We start from the raw sequence: 18,274 nt of genomic DNA, 5'->3' as shown, positions 1-18,274 counted from the left end.
GCTATAGTCGCTGGCAAAATGCCCTCACGCATACAGCAACCTTCTCGAATAACAAGGAATGAGCAGTGAAAAAACTCGTTAGCGCCTCTCTTCTGGCCGCCGGCCTTGCCCTGGCGGGCGCCGCACAGGCTGCCCCGGTCACACTGCTCAACGTCTCCTACGACGTGATGCGCGATTTCTACAAGGACTACAACGCCGCCTTCCAGAAACACTGGGAAGCCGAGCACCCAGACGACAAGCTGACCCTGCAGATGTCTTTCGGCGGTTCCAGCAAACAAGCGCGCTCGGTCATCGACGGCCTGCCGGCTGACGTCATCACCATGAACATGGCCACCGACATCAACGCCCTGGCCGACAACGGCAAATTGGTGCCGGACAACTGGGTCACCCGCCTGCCGGACAACAGCGCACCGTTCACTTCCGCCACTGTATTCATCGTGCGCAAAGGCAACCCGAAAGCCCTGAAAGACTGGCCGGACCTGCTCAAGGACGGCGTGCAAGTGATCGTGCCCAACCCGAAAACCTCGGGTAACGGCCGCTACACCTATCTCTCGGCCTGGGGTTATGTGCTGAAAAACGGCGGTGATGAAGAGAAGGCCAAGGCCTTCGTCGGCAAACTGTTCAAACAGGCGCCTGTGCTGGACACCGGCGGCCGTGCGGCTACCACGACCTTCATGACCAACCAGATCGGCGACGTGCTGGTGACCTTCGAGAACGAAGCTGAAATGATCGCCCGTGAATTCGGCCGTGATCAGTTCGAAGTGATCTACCCAAGCGTCTCTGCCGAAGCGGAGCCGCCGGTGTCGGTGGTCGACAAGGTGATCGAGAAGAAAGGCACCCGCGTGGCTGCCGAAGACTACTTGAAGTACCTGTGGTCGCCGGAAGGCCAGGAGATCGCGGCGAACAACTACCTGCGCCCACGTGATCCGAAAGTGCTGGCCAAATACACCGACCGCTTCCCGAAAGTTGACTTCCTGTCGGTGGAGAAGACCTTTGGTGACTGGCGCACGGTGCAGAAGACTCACTTCAATGATGGTGGGGTGTTTGACCAGATCTATTCCGGTCAATAAGCCCTGGTTCAAGAGCCCCTGAGTTCAGGGGCTTTTGCTTTATGCAGGGATACACCACACACCCTCACTGCCTGTACCCTTCCTGGGAAACGGCGCATCGACTTCAAACCCAGCCCCCTTCAACCGCAGTCGCCCGGCCGGACCGTTCGGGAACTCACTCGCGGCGATGGGCACCACCACAAAGCCACTCTTCTCACCGCAGGCCTCGCTGACGGCCAGTGCTACCGTGGCACGATCAAACGTGACACGACCTTTTGATGGTGAGAACTGTGCCGAGAAATCCACGAGCATCTCGTCGGGCGCCTCTTCAACCTGATAGCTGCCGCTCATGCTGATAGACCCGGCCACAGCGCTCATGGGGACCATGAGGCGTACCGTGTCGGGGTGCTTCAGCTGTGTAATGACAGGATCAATGACCCGCGCCAGGTGCCGATTGCGCTCGCTAATCTCCTCGGCGATCCGTCGATTCAGCGCTGCATCAGGCACATCGACGCTCTTCCTCACGTTCGCCAGCAAACGTTGGACGGGAGTTTGCCCCTCGATGATTGACTGCCACCCATTGGCGTCCAGACGGTCCAGGATATAAATGGCCAATGCGCCCAACGCGTAGCTTTCGCCATCCAGAGACAAGGCTGCAGCGCTCGGGAAGCGTGCCATCACGCCTTGCGCCCAGGCTTCAGGCTCATCTGCAGCAACACTCGCAAAAGTCCGAGCAAGCCCTTCTATGTATTCGGCGGTGCCTTCGAGAATGTCGTAGTAGCGAATGTCCTGAGCCTCCAGGGCAAATTCGGTCTGCCAACGGTCATGCCAATAGCGCGCCTTGCCCAACGCCTGGGGATCACCTTGCAGCGATGCATATAAGGCGTTGATCAAGTGTTGCCGGTACTGCCTGGGCTGGGCCTGAAGAGGATAGCGCCCGGCGCGCGAGCCCGAAATCAATTGCCAACCGGCCTGACCAAAGAAATGAAAGGCTTCATGGGTTGCCAGTGCAAACAATGCTGGCACTGCGCTGGGATTGTTGAGCATGTTGCGCGCTTCAACCTCTGGCAAGGTTTGACCCAGGCCCATATAGACGGTGGGTCGCCCCTCCCACAGCAGTTCCTTGAAGGATTTGTAATCCGACGAAAAACCAAGCGCGTGTACAGGTCCCGCCGCAATCGCCCGATAACCGTTTGCATCGATCAGCCAGGCCGAAACGCCGTCGTACACCAGAATCTGCGCCTGAGCATAAAATCCGGTCTGGCCTTTCAGGCGCTCCATTGTTGCCAGCTTCGGCCAGGCGGATGCGGTAGCCGCGGCCATCCGCTCGACGTAAACCGTGTAAGTGATCGTTTCGAGCTGTTTTTCAGCGGCGACTGTGATGACCGGTATGAGCAGGCAAGGCATCAACATCTGGATAATCCGCATAGTGAGGTTCCTGTCTTGATTCAGCCTGCGAGCGTGCATGCGTCGAATCTACGACAGGCAGCCCCTGCGGCCTTGCCAGACAAGTCCTGTAACTGCGTCGGAACCAGCCTATATGAAAAAGCCAACTACATAGGGGGTGTTACGCCATCTTTGCCGGCCGAGATGGCCTGGGCAGTGACCGTCCCATCCGCCCCCTGCGCCGCAAACAACACCACCTTCACCCCCGCCTTGAGCAAGCTGCGATCCCCTGGTTCCAGGTTGACGATCGGCACACCCTCCGGCACCACGATCTTCTTCTCGCCGCCTTTGTACTTCACGGTCAGGGTACGGCCGTTGCTGACCACCAAGTCGCCAACGGTGCCGTTGGTCATGCTGCTGCCTTCTTTCAAATCAAACGCGCGGTGCCCGTCGCCCGTGCCGGCCATGGCCGGTGGGAACACATGCACTTCAAGCGCAGTCAACGTGCCATCAGCATTGGGCATGGCCGCCGAACCGATGTAACTGCCGGGCTTGATCTCGTCGATCTTGGCCAGGGTGACGGCGCGTACTTGAGTGGCCTGTGTCAAATGCACCGTGACGTCTTCGCCGCTGTTGACCTTGACCTGCATCGTATCGCCGTCCATGGCGGTGATGGCGCCGCGCACGCCCACGCGCGGGGCCTCGGCAGCCTGGGCCAGCCCTACGGCCATGGCGGCAGCAAGCGTGGAAGCCAGGAGCATCTTGTTCAACGTGATCTTCATTGCAATGGATTTCCTGTTTCGGCGGTTGTTTCTGAATGTATCATCCCCCTTCGCGCAGAAAGTTAACGATTCACTCATCATTACCGGGCATGGGTGTTATCACTGCCACCAGCCTACCCAGGCTACGGTGTTGTCTTTAGGCTCGCCCCACTTCCTTCGCTTTTATGAGAACACCATGAACGCTACTTCCCACGCTACAAGCACCATGACCCGGAGCATGGTGATGCTGTTTGCGTTTTGCTGCGGCGCCATCGTCGCCAACATCTACTACGCGCAACCGATCATCGAACTGATCGCGCCGGACATCGGCCTCACGCCTGCCATGGCCAGCCTGATCGTATCGCTGACGCAAATCGGCTACGCCCTTGGCTTATTTTTCCTGGTGCCCCTGGGCGACCTGCTGGAAAACCGCAAGCTGATGATCGCCACTACCGTGCTCGCTATCGCCAGCCTGCTGGGGGCAGCGTACACCGAACAACCCAACCTGTTTTTGCTGGTGTCGTTGCTGATCGGCTTCAGTTCGGTGTCGGTGCAGATCCTGATCCCGCTGGCCGCGCACCTGGCGCCCGCCGAGTCCCGTGGCCGTGTAGTCGGCAGCATCATGGGTGGCCTGTTGCTGGGTATCCTGCTGGCCCGACCGGTGTCCAGCGTGGTCGCGGACCACTTTGGCTGGCGCGCAATGTTCATGGCGGCGGCGGCGTTGATGGCATTTATCAGCGTGGTGCTGATGCTGACCATTCCTAAACGTCAGCCGGATCACTCCGCCAGCTATGGCCAATTGCTGGGTTCATTGGGCACCTTGCTGCGTCAGCAACCGGTACTGCGCCAACGGGCGTTCTACCAGGGCTGCATGTTCGCCACCTTCAGCCTGTTCTGGACCGCCGCCCCACTGGAGCTGGCGCGTAACCACGGCCTGAGCCAAAGTGAAATCGCGCTGTTTGCCTTGGTCGGTGCCCTGGGTGCCATCGCCGCGCCTATCGCAGGTCGCCTGGCCGACGCCGGCCATACCCACCGCGCTTCGTTGCTGGCCATGCTGTTTGCCGCGCTGAGCTTCCTGCCAGCCTTCGTACATCCGTTGTACAGCGTCATCGGCCTGGCCGTGACCGGCGTGGTCCTGGACTTCTGCGTGCAGATGAACATGGTGCTTGGCCAACGCGCCATCTACGCCCTTGACGCCAACAGCCGCAGCCGACTGAACGCGCTGTACATGACCAGCATCTTCATCGGCGGCGCTTTCGGCTCGGCGATTGCCAGCAGCGTGTATGAACACGGCGGTTGGCTGGGTGTGATGCTGGTGGGCAGCGCGTTTCCGTTGCTGGCGCTGTTGCGGTTCCTCAGCGCTTCGCGTCAGGCCACGGCTGCCACCGCTTGAGTGACGGGTTTAAGGCTGGTGTTTTCCCGCGGATGCCTGGCCGGACGGCGAGGTTATCAGGCTTATCAGCTGCGCGAAAAACGCTAACAGGGTGATGGCAAACATTTGGATCAAGCCGGCGGCGCCTTCCAGTGTCTTATCCTGCAACGGGGCGGGTGCAGGCACGGGTACAGGGGCAGGCGTCGGCGTAGGTAAAGGCTGGACGTTAGGTGTCTTGCCGCCCCCCTGCACGTCGGCTGGCTTGATCTCCCCTTTGCTCTTGACTACCAGGTCTGCGTTGCCCGTGCCTTTCAGGTCAATAGCCAGGCTTGAGAGGCCCGTACGGGGGTCATGCTTGAGCATCGCCTCACCCGCTCGCCCGGTGAACCGGTCAGTAAACACCAGGGCCCCCACACCCGCGTCCTTCATGGCGCCCGAAACGTCGATCTTATCGGTGCCGCTGGTGAAGTCCTCGATCATGTCAGGGTCGGATGGCGTGGAGTCGCTGGCCTTGTCGTAGACAAAGGTGTCTGCGCCGCCACCGCCTCGCAGGGTGTCGCCCCTCCCACCCCCCTTGAGCAGATTACCGGCTTCATTCCCCGATATCGTGTCCCGGCCAGAGCCGCCAATCGCGTTTTCAATCGTGCAACCCTTGGCAATGGACACATTGCCCTTCAACCCACCTACGTCAGAAAACGATTCGGCATTCAGGTTGATGTTCTGGTCCTGGGAAAAGCCGGAGAAATCCAGCGTGTCGACACCACCACCGTCCCAGACACAGAACACGGGTTTGTCCTTGGCGCTATTGAGGCTCATCGCCTCCCGCTCGGTATTGGAATTGAAGCCATAGGTGGTGTCGGTGTTACGGGTTTGGTGGTTGGCCCCGTACAAGCGTTGCGCCGCCGCGATATCGTCCATCATCGGCGCAGAGGGGTTCTGCCCCTTGAAGTCGTGCCCCTTCTGATTCTTCTCCGACCAATAACTCATCACCGTGCGCGCCTTTGTATCCTCGGCGTAGACCGCGCCGTTCTGGTAATTGGAGCCACCGCCGTTGTAGTTCCCCGGATGGTGCAGGCCAATGGCGTGGCCCACTTCATGGATCGCAGTGACTGAAAAGTGACTGCCCAATACCGGCGACCCGCTCTCTCTTAGCGTGCCGATCGTGGCAGATGTGTTGGCAGTGGAGCGCCCGGGAAATGTGGCAACCCCACGATCACCGCGAGGGTTATTGCGAATATTGAGCGTGCCGTCCGAGTTGCCTGACTGCTCGCGAAAATTGATATTGGCTACGTCCTGCCAGGACTGCACCGCCTGGCGGACGCGTTGCTGCTGTGGTTTGGTGAAACTGTTGTCCACCGTGTAATTCACGTCGACCTTCGAGTCGCCATTACGGTCATGAAATCGCAGGTTGTCCCGCGTGATGTGTTGGGCTGCCTGGTCCGTGGTGTAAGTCGGCTTGTTACCAGCCCCCACACCAAACGGGCCGGGGTCCGATACCGGTAGGTTGTGAAGAGGAATAACGCTACGCAGGTCATAATTGTTCATTGTGCGGCACCTTTGGTTTTAATAAATAGGGCCGGCCAACGGATCGTCGGCCAATCACTCCAGAGGTAAATTCGCACGTTGAAAAATCTGATACCAACGCAGATTTGGTTCTAACCGCAACACCTGTGAGCCCCGAAACACAAGGCGATACACCCAGGAATTCCTTTGCAATTTAAACACTCGACAACACAAATGCCCGGGCGGTATCGAGTTGTTTTGGCAAGAGAAAAACAAAATCTAAAAAAGCAGTGGTTACTCAAGTACGCCGTTTTTCCAGCGCTGAGGACACATCCATTAACCCTTCCTCAGGACCGCACCAGCTTCTCAAGCGCAGCATCCGCCAGGAAGGAAGAACGGCTCTTGATCTTATGCTCACGCACATAACGGTCGATGCGCTGGATGACATAACCAGGCAACGTCACATTGACCTTCTCGGTCTTGCCCAGGTAGGGCGAGATGTCCAATTCCAACATCCCCCAACCCATGCCGGCGTAGTCTTCGTGCACGTGATGATTGGCGACCGACGTTGGCATCGGAATCGGCCCACCCTCTGCGGCAATCTCTTGCAGCCTGATGTGCGCGACTTCCACTGCGGCCTTGTAGGCCTCTTCAAAACTGTCCCCGGCCGTGACCGCGCCTGGGATATCGGGGATCTGGATACCGGTGGCGGTGAAGTCATCGCCCCATTCGATACAGATTGGGTATTGCATGAATATTCTCCTTAAAACTCAAACAGGCCGGCGCGTTTTCTGATGCTTCTGACAGTGCCCAGCGGCAAATCCTTTTTAGGATGGGGAGCGGGGATCGTGTACGGGTTATAGCGGTGGGTGAATATATGATGACTGCCCGTAACTCGATCCAACACCCAGCCTGCCTCTTGCAGTTCCTTGATCAATAACCTGCTTTGCACCTCAGCATCCTTGGCCTGGCCTGAATAAAAATAACCCTAGAGTTATCTTTACTCAAGCATAAAATGACCAATCCTGACTGACGGCTGTTTTACCGGATGTTGAAGGCCCATCTGCTCAACGCTTAAACACATGACACACGCAGGCCATCGCCTTAGGCTTGGGCGCCGCCAACCCAAACAGGAATCACCGATGGACCGCCTCACCGCCATGGAGACCTTCGTCCACGTTGTCGAGACCGGCTCTTTCTCCGCTGCCGCCAAACGCCTGGGCATTGGCCAGCCCGCCGTCTCCAAAAGCATTGCGCAACTGGAGACGCGCCTGGCGGTGCGCCTGGTACTGCGCTCCACACGGGGCCTGACGCCGACCGAGGCAGGCCTGGCATTTTTCGAGAAAGCCAAGCGCGCCATCGATGAAGCCAACGCGGCCGACGACGCCGCCCGTGGCGCAGGCGCGGGACTCACCGGCAACCTGCGCATCAGCGCGCCGGTGACCTTCGCCCGGATGCATATCATTCCTCACCTGGGCCCCTTCCTCTCGCAGTTCCCCGAATTGAATGTGGACGTCGTGCTCGACGACCGCAGCCTCAATCTGGTCGAAGAAGGCATCGACGTGGCCCTGCGCATGGGCAACATGAATGACTCGAGCCTCACGGCGCGCAAGATCGGCGAATCGCCGTGCATCATCCTGGGCACCCCGCGCTATTTCGAACGTTTCGGTGAACCCGCCACCCCGGCGGATTTGCTGCAACACGAAGCAATCATCTACACCCGCGGCGAAGGCTCGCACTGGACCTTCACCCAACGCGACATCGAATACCCGCTCGTCGCCCACGGCCGCGTACGCGTGACGGCGGCTGAAGGTGTCCGCGCAGCCGTATTGAGTCATCTGGGACTGACCTTGTCGTCCACCTGGATGTTTGCGCCGGAACTGGCCAGCGGCGAAGTGAAGCGGGTACTGACCGACTGGACATTACCGCCCAGGGATTTATGGGCGGTGTTCCCCACCGGCAGGATGGCGAGTGCCAAGGCGCGGGCGTTTGTCGAATATGTGGAGGGATTATTGCTGTAGGACCGTACTGCAGAAGTTGGGGATGCGGCCATTCAACGAGGGCCAATAGCTGAACGGGATTGCGCTGGCGAATAAGCTCGGCTGACGCTGCAACATTGCCAGAATAACGTGCGAGGCGATGGTCAACGCGAGCGTCTGCCCTGGGCAATGGTGTCTCCCCGAACCAAAACTGAAGACTCGCCGATGCGCACGTTCAAGCTGGAACGTGTCAGGGTCCGGGTTCGCATCAGGGTCCCGATTGGCAGCCGCCAGCAATACCAGAATTGTATCCCCAGCCTCTACAACACGGCGGCCAATCGTGCAGCGCCTAGCAACGAATCGCCGCGTGTTTTGCACCGGCGAATCGTAGCGGGCCACTTCCTCCACCAGTGCAGTGACCAGGGTTGGCGCGCGTAGGATCTGCTCAACCAGGTCAGGTCGCTGACAGAGCAATACCCGCGTATTGCCGATCAGGCCAGCCGTCGCTTCGCAGGTCTGCGACAACAGTCCAATCAGGTTGGCATTCAGCACTTGCGCGTCCTGCCAGTCACCTCTACGAATCAGTGCCAGCAACCCTATTTCCTCAAGCACACCGTTGAACATCTGACTCAATTGCGACACACCAATGTCGGCCTTCTGCAGTTGAGCGGCGTTACTCAACGGTGAGAGGCAGGCCACGAAATCGCGCGTCAAACCGGCGACGGCTTTTAACTGCGTACAGGGCACGCCCAATAGGTGTGCAACCACCGACACCGGGAGGGTGAACATCCATTCATCCGGGGTTTTCATACGGGTGCTGAGCTGCCTCACCACGGTCGCAACGTGCTGCGCGTCCAGGGCGGCCAGCGCCGGTTCGATGATCGCCCTAGGGCAGCGATGGGCAGCGCCTTCATTCATGCGCATCAACCGCGTAAACACCTGGCCTGCTGCACGTTGCGCGATGGCGGGAGGCACTGGCTCATGGGGCGGGCGTACACGACAGTCGGGATGCGCCAAAACAGCCTCCACCGTCTCTGCGCGGCTGGCTACCCACAGCCCAAGTTGGGCATCGAACAGCAGCTCTTCATTGCGCCGCAAACGGGCGTAGTAGACGTAGGGGTCTGCATGGGTGGGGGCGTCAAGCGGCGTCATTGAGTACGTCCTGTTCAAAAAGAACCGTTACTATCGGCGCTCTCGCACGGTGATGATTCGCTCAGGAACGAAGTATGAACGCCCACGACGATGACGCCGCACTCTCACACATCGCCGGCGCAATTGCAGAACCCGCACGCACTCGAATGCTCTGTGCGCTGATGGACGGCCATGCGCGTACCAGCACCGAAATGGCGGTGATTGCCGAGGTCAGCGCATCCACCGCCAGCGCTCACCTGGCCAGGCTCAAGGAGAACGGTTTGATCGAACTGCACACCCAAGGCCGTCATCGTTACTACCGCTTGGCGGGGGCCCATATCGCCCAAGCCATCGAGAGCCTGATGGTGATCAGCCGCCACAGCGCCAAGGCGTTTGTGCCGAACACGCCCAGTCGCCTGCAGTTCGCGCGTACCTGTTACGACCATATGGCCGGCACACTCGCCGTGCAGTTGCACGACCATTTCATAGCAACCGGATGGTTGGCCGGCGACGGTAATTACCAGCTCACCGCGCCGGGTGAGAAAGCCATGCTTGACCTGGGTCTGGATGTCACCGCACTGCGGGCGCAACGCCGTCGCTTTGCCTGTGGTTGCCTGGACTGGAGCATGCGCCGCCCGCACCTGGCCGGCGCATTGGGCGCGGCGTTGCTGCAAAGCGTGATCAGCCGTGAATGGGTGACCCAGGACCTGGACAGCCGCGCATTGGGAGTGACGGCCAAGGGGCGCAAGGAATTGGCGGGGCGGTTTGGAATAGAAACAGCAGGGTAATGAAGATCAACTGTGGGAGCTGGCTTGCCTGCTCCCACAGGGTTTAGGGGCCCAGATAGTCAAGCGCATGCCGAGTGCCCGTGGTCGAGGCAGCACAGCAGGCGCTCGACCGTATGCTCCAGCGGGCCGGAATTATCCAGTAGGAACAACCCCGCACTGTTGCCGTCGATCAGCTCGGCGGTGAACTGTGCATTGCGTGCCAGGCGCGCTTCAATATCCGCCAGCGCCTCACGCCCCCGTGCGATCAAGCGCTGGCGCAACACCGCCTGATCCACCGTCAGCAGCAACACCAGCGACGTCGGATAACGCTCTCGAGTCTGCGCCAAGTGCGCGCGCGAGCCGTTGACCAGCACGTCGTGCCCCGCCGCCAGCCAGTCGTCGATCGCCTTGGGAATGCCATAGGACAAGCCATTCGCCTGCCAACTGAGGGCAAACGCGCCCTCGGCCTGCATCGCGGCAAACCGCTCCGGGCTCACACCTCGCGCGGCCTCGCCCACCGCTTCTGCCGAGCGGGTGATGACGCGGCGCACGATGTGGCAACCGCGCTCGGCCAAACGCGGACGTGCGGCATCCAGCAGGCTGTCCTTGCCCGAGCCGGAAGGCCCGATGAGATAGATCAACCTGCCTGCCATCAGAACACCCTCGTTACTTGTCGCCGGTCACCGGGCCGACGGCGCACACATTACCCCAGGAAGGCCGGTTCGCCACCGGGTATTTCGTTGTTTACAGTAGCGTACCCTGGGCTGATGGCCGAGGAGATATGCTGTGGCAGCTTCATTGGATGAAGGCAGGCGTTTCAAGCCATGAAAAAGGCGACCCGAAGGTCGCCTTTTGTCATTGCGCGTACTGCTTGCTCAACCCCGGCGGTACACCCTGCACGTCGGTCTCTTCCCACGGCCCGTTCGGGCTGATGGAGCGGCTCCAGCCGTTGCTCCAGCGGTAATACGTGCGCTGGCGGTAGAAGGTGTCGGGCTGCTCTTCCAGCACATACACCTGCATCTTGCCGTCCCAGTGGCTGGCGGCGCCTGGAGGTGGTGCGAAGGTTGGCGATTTGGTTGGCACTGGTTTCGGCGGCGGGGTCACCGGACCGGAAGGCTTGGTGCCTGGCTGGGTCGACGGGCCCGACGGTGGGATGGTCGGGCCGGTAGGCGCAGGAGGTGGCCGGTGGACCGCACAAGCGCTCAGGCCCAATACCAGGCTGAGCAGGGTGATGCGTGCGAGTGCGGTCATAGGCGTTTCCTCAAGTTTACTTATCCGGACTGTCGATGGTCAGCTGCTGCAGCGCAGTGGTGGAGCTGGCCAGGGGTTGGCTGCGGCCGATCCACTCGCCAGCGGTCGGTTGACCGGCCCGGGATATGCGCGCAACCAGTTGGACTTCAGGGAAGTTCGACAGTTTCAACTGCGGCATCATCGCGTCGGCATCGCCCAGTTCGACGGTGATCGGCAGTTCGGCGACGGTGACGCGCTTGGCTGCCAACGGTGCCGGCGGACCTTTCACGGCGCGGGCGAAGATGAATACGCTGTCGGTTGGCAGCGCCTTGGCCTTCACGTCGGCGGACACGTCCACCCGGACGTTCATCACGGATTTTTGAGGGGCGACGGTGCCGCCGCTCTCTTTCAGCTTCTCGGCCGCACGGTCGATGCCGCCTTGCAGCGCCGCACGGGAATTGTCTCCCGGCGGCAATTGCGCCAGCAGACGGTTCCAGTAATCGATCGCTTCCTGATAACGCTGACCTTCAAACGCCGCGATACCCAGCAGGCCAAGGCTGGTGACTTCCTTCGGGTCAAGCTTCAACGCTTCGTCAGTCAGCGCCTGGACCTTCGGCGACCACTGTTTATTGTCTGCAAAGTACTGCGCCTGGGCCCATTGGCCGAGCAGTTCCGGCTGGCGCCCGGCCAGTGCCACGGTGCGTTCGAAGACTTTCGCGGCATCGGCGGAACGGTCCTGAGCCATGTAGGCGCGACCGAGGAAATACAGGCCTTCCGCCGAATCCGGCTGCGCGGCCGCGGCGCGCTCCAGGCGCTGGGTCATGTCTTCCATGGACACTGGCGGCTGGGAGAATTCGCGGGTCAGCTCGACCTTATCGCTCGCGCCGTAATGCAGGTACAGCGCAACGCCCAGGACAGGCACCAAAAAGGCCGCCAACAATGGCAGCGGTTTGCCCAAACGCGATTCGCGAGGCTTTTCCACGCCTTCGGTGTCAGCCAGCAATTCGCGGGCAGCTTCGGCGCGACCGGTGTCGAGTTGCGCGGCATTCAGCACGCCTTCGTCCTGCTGCACTTGCAGCTCGGCGACGCGCTCCTGGTACAGCGCCACGTTCAGCGCAGTGCGGTCCTCTTCACGCTGGGCACGGCGGCCACGCAACACAGGGATCAACAGGAAACTCAGGGCAATCAGTAGCAGCAAGCCGGCTGCGAGCCAGAAATCAATCATCAGTCTTGGTGTCCAGCAATTGGTCGAGGCGTTTACGCTCTTCGGGGGACAGCGCGTCGGAACCATCGGTAGGCGCGGCGCGGCGGCGGCGCACGATCACGGCCATCACCACCACGCCGGCCAGCAACAGCCCGGCAGGGCCGAACCAGAGCAGCGCGGTCTTGCCGGTGAGGGCCGGTTTGTAGCGCACGAAATCACCGTAGCGGTCGACCATGAAGTCGATGATCTGCTGGTCGTCCTTGCCCTCCCCCAGCATGCGGAAGATCTCTCTGCGCAGGTCGGTGGCGATGGGCGCGTTGGAATCGGCGATGTCCTGGTTCTGGCATTTGGGGCAGCGCAGTTCCTTGGTGAGGTCGCGGAAACGCTCACGCTCGGCGTCGTTGGCAAATTCGTAGGTGTCGATGGCGGCGTGGGCCACGCCAGCCAATCCGAGCGCCAGAACAGCGGCGGCTAACAAGCGCTTCATGGCTTGGCCTCATCGACCAGCGCCTGGTACTTGGCGGCCAATTGTTCGCGCCAGACCACCTCATCAATCACACCCACGTATTTGTCGCGGATCACGCCCTTGGCATCGATGAAGAAGGTTTCCGGGGCACCGTACACGCCAAGGTTCAGGCCGAGGTTGCCGTCTTCATCACGGATATCCAACTGGTACGGGTTGTGGAACTCGGCCAGCCACTTCAAGGCCGCTGCGTTGTCGTCCTTGTAGTTGATGCCGTAGATCACCACGCCCTTCTCGGCCAGTTTGTTCAGCACCGGGTGTTCGACGCGGCACGAGATGCACCAGGTGGCCCATACATTTACCAACGCAGGTTTTCCAAGAAGATCGGCCCTGGTGAGTTGCTTAGTGCCCTGCACGTCTGCCAGTGAAAACTCCGGAAACGGCTTATTTATTAGCGCCGAGGGCAATGTAGTGGGATCACCCTTTTTAAGCTGCACAACTACAATCGTAGCGAACGCGCCAAGTACTGCGGCTATCAAGCCCACGACTATCCAGCGCTTACCATCAATACTCATCAGCTAACCCCTTGAGCGGTCAAACCAATCGCTTCACGCACCCGGCTCTTGACCTTGACCCGATAACGCCGATCCAGCGCGGCGAGCAAACCACCGAAACCGGTGAGCAAACCGCCGAACCAGATCCAGCGCACGAACGGTTTCACATGCACGCGCACCGCCCAGGCACCCTCGCCCAGCGGTTCACCCAATGCCACATAGAGGTCGCGGGTGAAACCGGCGTCGATCCCGGCTTCGGTCATCATCGAACTCTGCACGGTGTAAAGGCGTTTTTCCGGGTGCAGCACGGCGATTTCCTTGCCGTTGCGGACGACGCGCACGGTGCCTTTGTCTGACGTGAAGTTCGGGCCTTCAAAGTGCTTGGCGCCTTCGAAGATGAAGTGGTAACCGGCCAGGTCCATCGACTCACCGGGCGCCAGGCGCAGGTCGCGCTCGGCGCTGTTCTCGCTGGAAAGCACCACGCCCAGGGCGCACACGGCGATACCGATGTGGGCGATCTGCATGCCCCAGTAGCTGCGGGTCAGCGTCGGCAAGCCTTTGAGCAGTCCCTTGTGGCGGGTTTTGTCGAAGATGTCACGCACGCCGGCCAGCAATACCCAGGCAGCCAGCAGGAAGGTCGCAAGCACTGCCCAGTTGAAGTCGCCATACGCTACACCTGCGATCACCGCCAACGCCACGCTGCCGAGCAACACCGGCATCAGCATGCCGGCCAGCCATTTCACCGGGGTGTCTTTCCAGCGCACCAGCATGCCAACCGCCATCACCACCATCAACAGGCCCATCAACGGGATAAACAGCGCGTTGAAGTACGGCGGGCCGACGGACAGTTTGGCGCCACTGAGGGCATCCAGCACCAGCGGATACAGAGTGCCGAGCAGGATCATTGACGCGGCGACCACCAGCACCAGGTTATTGCCCAGCAGCAGGGTTTCCCGCGACCACAGGTTGAAGCCGACCTGGCTCTTGACCACCGGGGCGCGCAGGGCGAACAGCGTGAGTGAGCCGCCCACCACAAACAGCAGGAAGATCAGGATGAACACGCCGCGCTCCGGGTCGGACGCAAACGCGTGCACCGAGGTCAGCACGCCCGAACGCACCAGGAATGTGCCGAGCAGACTGAGGGAAAACGCCGCGATGGCCAGCAACACGGTCCAGCTCTTGAACACGCCGCGCTTTTCGGTGACAGCCAGCGAGTGAATCAATGCCGTGCCGACCAGCCATGGCATGAAGGAGGCGTTTTCCACCGGGTCCCAGAACCACCAGCCACCCCAGCCAAGTTCGTAGTAAGCCCACCACGAGCCGAGGGTGATACCGATGCCGAGAAACGCCCAGGCGACGATGGTCCACGGCCGCGACCAGCGCGCCCAGGCTGCATCGAGACGCCCGCCGAGCAAGGCGGCGATGGCGAAGGCGAAGGCCACGGAGAACCCCACGTACCCCATGTAAAGCATCGGCGGGTGCACGATCAGGCCGATGTCTTGCAGCAGCGGGTTGAGGTCGTGCCCGTTTACCGGGATCTGCGGCAAGATGCGCGTGAAGGGGTTGGAGGTCATGATCAGGAACAGCAGGAAACCGATGCTGATCATGCCCATCACCGCCAGCACCCGCGCCAGCATCACTTGCGGCAGTTGGCGCGAGAACACCGACACGGCGAACGTCCAGCCGCCGAGGATCAACGCCCACAGCAGCAACGAACCTTCGTGGGCGCCCCACACGGCGCTGAATTTGTAGTACCACGGCAGCGCGCTGTTGGAGTTATTGGCGACATAGGCGACGGAAAAGTCGTCGGTCATGAAGGCGTAGGTCAGGCAGCCAAACGCGAACAGCAGGAACGCGAACTGGCCCCAGGCGGCCGGCTGCGCCAGGCTCATCCACAAGCGGTCACCGCGCCAGGCGCCAAGCAATGGCACCACGGCCTGGACGATGGCAAAGCACAGGGCGAGGATCATCGCCAACTGGCCCAGTTCCGGAATAAACAGTGCGGACGTCATGGCTCAGCCCTCCTTGGCAGGCATTGGCGCGGACTGGCCGCTGTCTTTCAACGCTTTGGTGACTTCTGGCGGCATGTATTTTTCGTCGTGCTTGGCCAGCACTTCATCGGCCACCACTACGCCGTCGGCGTTGAGCTTGCCCAGGGCGACGATGCCTTGGCCTTCGCGGAACAGGTCCGGGAGGATGCCGCGGTAGGTGATGGTCACAGATTTGCTGAAGTCGGTGACCACAAAGGTCACGTCCAGGGAATCGCCGGAACGCTTCAAGGAGCCCTTCTCCACCATGCCGCCAGCACGGATGCGCGTATCGACAGGCGCTTCGCCGTTGGCGATCTGGGTCGGGGTGTAGAACAGGTTGATGTTCTGCTGCAGAGCGCTCAAGGCCAGGGCCACGGCAATGCCGACGCCAGCGAGGATGGCAAGGATGATCAACAGACGCTTTCTACGCAGCGGATTCACTTTTCGGTCTCCCGGCGCAGACGACGCGCCTCTTGTTGCAGGTAACGCTTGCGGGCCAGGATCGGCGCGGCGACGTTGAGGGCCAGCACTGCCAGGCAGATGCCATAGGCCGTCCAGACATACAGGCCGTGGTGGCCCATGGCGATAAACTCGCTGAAAGAAGCAAAACTCATCCACGCGCTCCCAGGCTGCTGTGCACTTCGGCCTTGACCCAGCTGGTGCGGGCTTCACGCTTGAGCACTTCAAGGCGCATGCGCATCAGCAGCACGGCGCCGAAGAAACAGTAGAACCCCAGCACCATCAGCAGCAGCGGCGCCCACATTTCCACAGGCATCGCCGGTTTTTCGGTGAGGGTGAAGGTGGCGCCCTGGTGCAGGGTGTTCCACCACTCCACCGAGTATTTGATGATCGGGATGTTGATCACACCGACAATCGCCAGCACCGCGCAGGCCTTGGCGGCGCTGTCACGATTGCTGATCGCATTGCCCAGGGCAATCAGACCGAAGTACAGGAACAGCAGGATCAACATGGACGTTAGTCGCGCATCCCACACCCACCATGACCCCCAGGTCGGCTTGCCCCAGATCGCGCCGGTGACCAGCGCCACGGCGGTCATCCACGCACCGATGGGCGCGGCGCATTGCAGGGCAACGTCTGCGAGCTTCATCTTCCACACCAGCCCGACCACGCCGCACACGGCCAGCATCACGTAGCAGGACTGGGCCAGCATCGCGGCGGGAACGTGGATATAAATGATGCGAAAGCTGTTGCCTTGCTGATAGTCCGGCGGCGCGAAGGCCAGGCCCCAGACCAGGCCGATGCCGATCAGCAACACGGCAGCGATGCTCAAACACGGCAGCAGTTTGCCGCTGATGCCATAGAACCATTTGGGCGAGCCGAGCTTATGAAACCAGGTCCAGTTCATTGCTGTTTCCATCACGGTTGCTTCTTGTCGTGGCAAGAAGCGTAGGGTCTTTACTGACTGAACGTATAGCGCTCAGTCAGACCTCATTATTCGCCAACGCTGATCTTCAGGCCGGCCGCTATAGCAAAGGGTGTCAGGGTTAACGCCAGGGCGGTCAGGCTACCAAGCCACAAGAGGTAACCGGTCGCCGGCATGCCCATGAGCGCGGCTTGCAACGCACCACTGCCCAGGATCAGCACCGGGATATACAAAGGCAGAATCAACAGGGCCAGCAACAGGCCGCCGCGCTTCAAACCCACGGTCAATGCCGCGCCCACCGCGCCCAGCAAACTGAGCACCGGTGTACCGAGCAGCAGGCTCAGGAGCAGGATCGGCAGGCATTCGGTGGGCAGGCCCAGCATCATCGCCAGCAGCGGCGAGAGCAAGACGAGCGCCAGGCCGGAAAAAGCCCAGTGTGCCAGTACCTTGGCCAGTACCAGAAGTGGCAAAGGGTGCGACGAAAGGACCCACTGTTCCAGGGAACCGTCTTCGAAATCACTGCGAAACAGCCCGTCCAGCGAGAGCACGACGGATAAAAGTGCGGCGACCCACACCAGTCCCGGGGACAAGGTTTGCAACAGTTTAGTCTCGGGGCCGACCGCCAACGGGAACAACGCGATAACAATGGCGAAGAATACCAGCGGGTTGGCCAACTCGGCCGGGCGACGACACAGCAGCCGCGCTTCGCGGGCAACCAGCAGGGCGAATACGCTCATGCCGACCACCGCCCCAGGTCCAGGTCACGGTAACCGGCGGGCATGCGATTTAGCGTGTGATGAGTGGTGAGCACAACCAGGCCGCCCCGCTCGCAGTGTTGGGCCAGGTGTTCTTCCAACTGGGCGACGCCTTGTTTATCGAGGGCGGTGAACGGTTCATCGAGAATCCACAACGGCGGGCCGGGCAGATACAAACGCGCCAGGGCCACGCGGCGCTGTTGGCCGGCGGACAGGGTGTGGCAGGGCACGTCTTCGAAACCCTTGAGACCAACAGCGGCCAGAGCCTGCCAAATGGCATCGCGCGCAGCAGGATGATGCAGGGCGCTGAGCCAACTGAGGTTTTCTTCGGCGGTGAGCACGTCCTTGATGCCGGCGGCGTGGCCGATCCAGATCAGGTTGCGTGCCAGTTCGGTGCGTTGTTCGTTGAGGGGCTTGCCGTTGAGGCGTACCTCGCCGGCCGTCGGCTGCATCAGCCCGGCCAGCAGGCGCAGCAAACTGGTCTTGCCGCTGCCGTTGGGGCCACTGATCTGCACCATGTCACCGCCCGCCAGCCGCAGTTCGAGATGCTCGAACAGCAGGCGCAGGTCGCGTTCACAGGAGAGCGCTACGGCTTCAAGAAGAGGGCTGGTCAAAAGATCGCGGGCCTTTACGGTTCAAGTCGGCGGTGCAGCGGCCGTTAAAGAGAAATGCACAATAACGGCTTTGGCGACCGATTTTAGAGAGC

At 60.9% G+C, this 18,274-nt stretch carries 21 protein-coding genes; 4 read left to right on the top strand and 17 right to left on the bottom strand.

The window, feature by feature from the left end; genetic code table 11:
- The first annotated feature begins 65 nt into the window (after positions 1-65).
- The gene (locus HU722_RS09835) at positions 66-1,070 is read left to right on the top strand and encodes a sulfate ABC transporter substrate-binding protein (RefSeq protein WP_186752976.1); all 1,005 of its coding nucleotides are present in this window, start codon (positions 66-68) and stop codon (positions 1,068-1,070) included.
- Between the two features lie 39 nt (positions 1,071-1,109).
- Here the strand turns inward: HU722_RS09835 and HU722_RS09830 are convergent, their stop codons facing one another.
- Both HU722_RS09830 and HU722_RS09825 read right to left on the bottom strand, forming a co-directional pair.
- Complete coding sequence (locus HU722_RS09830; RefSeq protein ID WP_186752977.1) at positions 1,110-2,477, bottom strand: hypothetical protein; 1,368 nt, start codon at positions 2,475-2,477, stop codon at positions 1,110-1,112.
- 125 nt (positions 2,478-2,602) lie between these two features.
- Positions 2,603-3,217 carry a DUF5666 domain-containing protein gene (locus HU722_RS09825; RefSeq protein WP_065872688.1) on the bottom strand — a complete coding sequence of 205 codons (615 nt, stop codon included), beginning with the start codon at positions 3,215-3,217 and terminating at the stop codon, positions 2,603-2,605.
- Positions 3,218-3,392: 175 nt separating this feature from the next.
- Here HU722_RS09825 and HU722_RS09820 point away from each other — a divergent pair, with 175 nt between their 5' ends.
- Positions 3,393-4,589 carry an MFS transporter gene (locus HU722_RS09820; protein ID WP_083207090.1) on the top strand — a complete coding sequence of 399 codons (1,197 nt, stop codon included), beginning with the start codon at positions 3,393-3,395 and terminating at the stop codon, positions 4,587-4,589.
- A gap of 9 nt (positions 4,590-4,598) precedes the next feature.
- On the opposite strand, the gene HU722_RS09815 is transcribed toward HU722_RS09820, so the two are convergent.
- The 3 genes from HU722_RS09815 to HU722_RS09805 form a co-directional block, all read right to left on the bottom strand.
- Positions 4,599-6,113 carry a M10 family metallopeptidase C-terminal domain-containing protein gene (locus HU722_RS09815; protein ID WP_186752978.1) on the bottom strand — a complete coding sequence of 505 codons (1,515 nt, stop codon included), beginning with the start codon at positions 6,111-6,113 and terminating at the stop codon, positions 4,599-4,601.
- A 305-nt stretch (positions 6,114-6,418) separates the two neighbouring features.
- On the bottom strand, positions 6,419-6,823 hold the full coding sequence (locus HU722_RS09810) for a type II toxin-antitoxin system HicB family antitoxin (protein ID WP_186752979.1): 405 nt from the start codon (positions 6,821-6,823) through the stop codon (positions 6,419-6,421).
- Between the two features lie 11 nt (positions 6,824-6,834).
- Complete coding sequence (locus tag HU722_RS09805) at positions 6,835-7,023, bottom strand: type II toxin-antitoxin system HicA family toxin (RefSeq protein ID WP_065872692.1); 189 nt, start codon at positions 7,021-7,023, stop codon at positions 6,835-6,837.
- 190 nt (positions 7,024-7,213) lie between these two features.
- Between HU722_RS09805 and HU722_RS09800 the strand changes: the two genes are divergently transcribed.
- Complete coding sequence (locus HU722_RS09800) at positions 7,214-8,092, top strand: LysR family transcriptional regulator (protein WP_186752980.1); 879 nt, start codon at positions 7,214-7,216, stop codon at positions 8,090-8,092.
- Here HU722_RS09800 and HU722_RS09795 read toward each other — a convergent pair.
- Complete coding sequence (locus HU722_RS09795; RefSeq protein ID WP_186752981.1) at positions 8,081-9,202, bottom strand: cytochrome P450; 1,122 nt, start codon at positions 9,200-9,202, stop codon at positions 8,081-8,083. The genes HU722_RS09800 and HU722_RS09795 overlap by 12 nt on opposite strands.
- Positions 9,203-9,276: 74 nt before the next feature.
- Here HU722_RS09795 and HU722_RS09790 point away from each other — a divergent pair, with 74 nt between their 5' ends.
- A complete protein-coding gene (locus tag HU722_RS09790; RefSeq protein WP_065882444.1) occupies positions 9,277-9,969 on the top strand; it encodes an ArsR/SmtB family transcription factor in 693 nt (230 codons plus the stop codon).
- 59 nt (positions 9,970-10,028) lie between these two features.
- Here HU722_RS09790 and phnN read toward each other — a convergent pair whose 3' ends face one another.
- From phnN to ccmA, 11 genes are all read right to left on the bottom strand, one after another.
- Complete coding sequence (phnN, locus tag HU722_RS09785) at positions 10,029-10,601, bottom strand: phosphonate metabolism protein/1,5-bisphosphokinase (PRPP-forming) PhnN (protein WP_065882442.1); 573 nt, start codon at positions 10,599-10,601, stop codon at positions 10,029-10,031.
- Positions 10,602-10,803: 202 nt separating this feature from the next.
- Positions 10,804-11,199 (bottom strand): hypothetical protein, encoded by a 396-nt coding sequence (locus HU722_RS09780; protein WP_065872697.1) that lies wholly within the window; start codon positions 11,197-11,199, stop codon positions 10,804-10,806.
- Positions 11,200-11,215: 16 nt separating this feature from the next.
- Positions 11,216-12,403 (bottom strand): c-type cytochrome biogenesis protein CcmI, encoded by a 1,188-nt coding sequence (gene ccmI, locus HU722_RS09775; RefSeq protein ID WP_065945653.1) that lies wholly within the window; start codon positions 12,401-12,403, stop codon positions 11,216-11,218.
- Positions 12,396-12,869: a cytochrome c-type biogenesis protein gene (locus HU722_RS09770; RefSeq protein ID WP_043050428.1), complete on the bottom strand. Its 474-nt coding sequence runs from the start codon at positions 12,867-12,869 to the stop codon at positions 12,396-12,398. The genes ccmI and HU722_RS09770 overlap by 8 nt, the downstream gene beginning before the upstream one ends.
- Entirely contained in the window at positions 12,866-13,420 is a 555-nt protein-coding gene (locus tag HU722_RS09765; RefSeq protein ID WP_065882439.1) for a DsbE family thiol:disulfide interchange protein, read from the bottom strand. Before HU722_RS09765 ends, HU722_RS09770 begins: the two co-directional genes overlap by 4 nt.
- Positions 13,420-15,411: a heme lyase CcmF/NrfE family subunit gene (locus HU722_RS09760; protein WP_186752982.1), complete on the bottom strand. Its 1,992-nt coding sequence runs from the start codon at positions 15,409-15,411 to the stop codon at positions 13,420-13,422. Before HU722_RS09760 ends, HU722_RS09765 begins: the two co-directional genes overlap by 1 nt.
- Positions 15,412-15,414: 3 nt before the next feature.
- Positions 15,415-15,870: a cytochrome c maturation protein CcmE gene (gene ccmE / locus HU722_RS09755; protein ID WP_065872700.1), complete on the bottom strand. Its 456-nt coding sequence runs from the start codon at positions 15,868-15,870 to the stop codon at positions 15,415-15,417.
- Positions 15,867-16,043, bottom strand: a complete 177-nt coding sequence (gene ccmD / locus HU722_RS09750) for a heme exporter protein CcmD (protein WP_049709263.1) — start codon at positions 16,041-16,043, stop codon at positions 15,867-15,869. Before ccmD ends, ccmE begins: the two co-directional genes overlap by 4 nt.
- Positions 16,040-16,795, bottom strand: a complete 756-nt coding sequence (locus tag HU722_RS09745; protein ID WP_065872701.1) for a heme ABC transporter permease — start codon at positions 16,793-16,795, stop codon at positions 16,040-16,042. Before HU722_RS09745 ends, ccmD begins: the two co-directional genes overlap by 4 nt.
- Positions 16,796-16,881: 86 nt before the next feature.
- On the bottom strand, positions 16,882-17,550 hold the full coding sequence (gene ccmB / locus HU722_RS09740; protein ID WP_186752983.1) for a heme exporter protein CcmB: 669 nt from the start codon (positions 17,548-17,550) through the stop codon (positions 16,882-16,884).
- Positions 17,547-18,182 (bottom strand): cytochrome c biogenesis heme-transporting ATPase CcmA, encoded by a 636-nt coding sequence (gene ccmA / locus HU722_RS09735; protein ID WP_065872702.1) that lies wholly within the window; start codon positions 18,180-18,182, stop codon positions 17,547-17,549. Before ccmA ends, ccmB begins: the two co-directional genes overlap by 4 nt.
- Positions 18,183-18,274: the final 92 nt, after the last annotated feature.

Source organism: Pseudomonas tritici, from assembly GCF_014268275.3.
Taxonomy (GTDB): domain Bacteria; phylum Pseudomonadota; class Gammaproteobacteria; order Pseudomonadales; family Pseudomonadaceae; genus Aquipseudomonas; species Aquipseudomonas tritici.
Note: the sequence above shows the minus strand (reverse complement) of the source record. Positions and strands in the feature narration are given on the sequence as shown.

Coding starts and splice junctions, on each gene's coding strand:
- HU722_RS09830 (WP_186752977.1), bottom strand. CDS start 2,477: ATGCGGATTATCCAGATGTTGATGCCTTGCCTGCTCATACCGGTCATC.
- HU722_RS09825 (WP_065872688.1), bottom strand. CDS start 3,217: ATGAAGATCACGTTGAACAAGATGCTCCTGGCTTCCACGCTTGCTGCC.
- HU722_RS09820 (WP_083207090.1), top strand. CDS start 3,393: ATGAACGCTACTTCCCACGCTACAAGCACCATGACCCGGAGCATGGTG.
- HU722_RS09815 (WP_186752978.1), bottom strand. CDS start 6,113: ATGAACAATTATGACCTGCGTAGCGTTATTCCTCTTCACAACCTACCG.
- HU722_RS09810 (WP_186752979.1), bottom strand. CDS start 6,823: ATGCAATACCCAATCTGTATCGAATGGGGCGATGACTTCACCGCCACC.
- HU722_RS09800 (WP_186752980.1), top strand. CDS start 7,214: ATGGACCGCCTCACCGCCATGGAGACCTTCGTCCACGTTGTCGAGACC.
- HU722_RS09795 (WP_186752981.1), bottom strand. CDS start 9,202: ATGACGCCGCTTGACGCCCCCACCCATGCAGACCCCTACGTCTACTAC.
- HU722_RS09790 (WP_065882444.1), top strand. CDS start 9,277: ATGAACGCCCACGACGATGACGCCGCACTCTCACACATCGCCGGCGCA.
- phnN (WP_065882442.1), bottom strand. CDS start 10,601: ATGGCAGGCAGGTTGATCTATCTCATCGGGCCTTCCGGCTCGGGCAAG.
- HU722_RS09780 (WP_065872697.1), bottom strand. CDS start 11,199: ATGACCGCACTCGCACGCATCACCCTGCTCAGCCTGGTATTGGGCCTG.
- ccmI (WP_065945653.1), bottom strand. CDS start 12,403: ATGATTGATTTCTGGCTCGCAGCCGGCTTGCTGCTACTGATTGCCCTG.
- HU722_RS09770 (WP_043050428.1), bottom strand. CDS start 12,869: ATGAAGCGCTTGTTAGCCGCCGCTGTTCTGGCGCTCGGATTGGCTGGC.
- HU722_RS09765 (WP_065882439.1), bottom strand. CDS start 13,420: ATGAGTATTGATGGTAAGCGCTGGATAGTCGTGGGCTTGATAGCCGCA.
- HU722_RS09760 (WP_186752982.1), bottom strand. CDS start 15,411: ATGACGTCCGCACTGTTTATTCCGGAACTGGGCCAGTTGGCGATGATC.
- ccmD (WP_049709263.1), bottom strand. CDS start 16,043: ATGAGTTTTGCTTCTTTCAGCGAGTTTATCGCCATGGGCCACCACGGC.
- HU722_RS09745 (WP_065872701.1), bottom strand. CDS start 16,795: ATGAACTGGACCTGGTTTCATAAGCTCGGCTCGCCCAAATGGTTCTAT.
- ccmB (WP_186752983.1), bottom strand. CDS start 17,550: ATGAGCGTATTCGCCCTGCTGGTTGCCCGCGAAGCGCGGCTGCTGTGT.